Source organism: Nonomuraea sp. MG754425, assembly GCF_021699195.1.
GTDB lineage: Bacteria > Actinomycetota > Actinomycetes > Streptosporangiales > Streptosporangiaceae > Nonomuraea.
This window is the reverse complement of the sequence record NZ_SSXE01000395.1, coordinates 1-2,147: the sequence shown is the minus strand read 5'-3', so window position 1 is coordinate 2,147 and position 2,147 is coordinate 1. Positions and strand designations below refer to the sequence as shown.

Sequence of the window (2,147 nt, the reverse complement as noted above, 5' to 3'; positions counted from 1 at the left end):
GCGCTGGGGGAGTGCCCGCGCGGCGGGACGACGGCCCTGGGCGAGGCCGGCCGGGGCCCGCCGCGCGGGCACTCCCCCAGCGCGACCCCGCCCGCGCACACGCCGTCGGGGAAGACCGTCACCTGCGGCACCGTGACCTTGGGCGTCGCCCGCCGCGCGCCGTGCGGCATCGCGATCGACACCTGGGGGCCGGGCGAACGCCGCACGGTCACCTTCGGCACCTTCACCGTGGGCCCCACGGTGATCCTTTTGGGCGGCGCGGGCGGCCGTACGGACACCCGCGGCACCGGCTTGGGCGAGGGCACCGTCCGCGCGGCCCTGAGCGGCTCGGCCGCGACCCCGGCCATCGGCACCATCGCGGCCCCGGCCGCCGCCCCCGTGAGCGGGCCCACCGCGGGGCCCACCGCGGGGCCCACCGCGGGGGCTGCCGCCGGGCCGGTCGCGGCGGCCAGGGCGAGGGCGGCGGCCAGGAGCAGCGGCGCCCGCCTGACGCGCACCGTCACATCCCCCCGTTGATCCGGGTGAACTCCTCCAGCGCCCCCCGGAACGCGTCCGCGTGCACGGCCAGCGGCCCGGCGAAGGCGCGGGAGATGTCGAAGGTCAGGTAGGTGCCGAAGCCGACCAGCGCGGCCGTCGCGACCAGCGGCAGGATGGCCGGCAGCCGCGGCCTGGCCCCGGCCAGGAACGGGAAGACGATGACCAGGATCCCGGTGAGGACCGTCAGGTACAGCAGCCCGGCGGGCGGCCGGGCGTCGGCGTCGGCGCTGCGCTGGGCGCGGGCCGTGGAGATGGCGCTGAGGTGCTCCAGCACGGCGGCCTTGGCGTCCTCCTCCTGGTCGTTGGCCGCCCGCAGGGTGTTGACCCGCCCGCGCAGGTCGTCGAGGCGCTCGGCGCCGACCGGATGCATCCGCCCCTCGGCCATGAGCGGCCACTCGTCCTTGACCACGAACGAGACGTAGTCGCGCAGCGACCTGCGCACTTCCTGGGGGGCGGACCCGGGCAGCGCGGAGGCCGCCCAGTAGGCGTCCACCGCGGCCTGGCTCTCGGCGTGCGTGTTGAGCCTGGCGGAGTCGGCCGTGGTCCAGGGGACGATGATCGCGATGGCGAACACCAGCAGGAACATGGCCGACAACATCGCGCCGGAGTGCGCGGCCGACGGTCCGTCGGGTTCGCGGTCCTCGCCCGCGGTCGTCCTCACCCGCCGGAACACCAGCGCGGTGAGCGCCACCGCGCCCACCGCCGCCAAGATCGAGAGCGTGTACGCCACCATGAAGATCTCCCGGATCTCTTTCGGATACGCAGTGTCACATTACTATCACACAGCGCATTGATGGCGTGCGGCGCAGAAAGGTAAAGTCCCGGGCAAGCCAGCACCCCGCGACCACCGCCGGAACGGCGGGGCGGGAGGCACCCGGCGAGGGCGGCCGGAACGGACCGGAGAGCACGGGCGGGCGGCCACCGCATGGCTACAGGCGGGACCGCCCCGGTGCGTCCGCCGGTTCCGGCGCCGGCCTGGCGAGGGCCGGTGCCGCGACGTGGCCGTTGCTCCACGCGAGCCGGCGGGCACCTTCTCCGTGCGCGGCGAAGACCCTGGCCATCCCTCCGCGAACGGCCGGAAGGCCCCCACCTGCGCCCCTCCCCACGGGGGGACGCCTCACATGTTCCGGTCTCGCGGCGGCGAGCGCTTCAGGGGCCGTCCCCAGGGATCGCCCCGGGGGTTCGGCGGCCGGGCCGCGCGGGGACGCGGGGCCCGGGACCGGACCCGGGGATTACCCCTGGCTTTCGCGCGTGCTCTGGACACGGACAGGCAAGTCTTACTTGAGGCGCCCGCCGTGGCGCGGAACCGTGGGATGACCTGAGTGCGGAGGCCGTCCATGGCTGAGCCGATCGAGACGTTCGTCGGGAGAGAGCACGAGCTGCGGTGCCTGGGCGAGGAGTTCGGGCGCGCGCGGGCCGGGCTGCCCAGGCTCGTGGTGGTGGAGGGGCCGGCCGGGATCGGGAAGACGACCCTGGTCCAGCGGTTCCTGAAGGCGTGCGGGCCGGCGGAGGTGCTGTCCGCCGACGGTGACGAGGGCGAGCGGTTGCTCCCGTACGGGACGCTGACGAGGCTGTTCGGCGGGCCGGGCTGCCCAGGCTCGTGGTGGTGG

General features: G+C 75.6%; 2 protein-coding genes and 1 pseudogene. 1 reads left to right on the top strand and 2 read right to left on the bottom strand.

Features of this window, described 5'->3' with window-relative positions; all coding sequences use genetic code 11:
* Together FAF44_RS52925 and FAF44_RS52920 are read right to left on the bottom strand one after the other, a co-directional pair.
* Positions 1–497, bottom strand: a pseudogene (locus FAF44_RS52925) (hypothetical protein); the annotation flags it as partial.
* 2 nt (positions 498–499) lie between these two features.
* Positions 500–1,270, bottom strand: a complete 771-nt coding sequence (locus tag FAF44_RS52920) for a DUF4239 domain-containing protein (RefSeq protein ID WP_237111076.1) — start codon at positions 1,268–1,270, stop codon at positions 500–502.
* Between the two features lie 604 nt (positions 1,271–1,874).
* On the opposite strand from FAF44_RS52920, the gene FAF44_RS52915 reads away from it, so the two are divergent.
* The coding region (locus FAF44_RS52915; RefSeq protein ID WP_237111075.1) for an AAA family ATPase at positions 1,875–2,147 on the top strand (273 nt) is incomplete at its 3' end.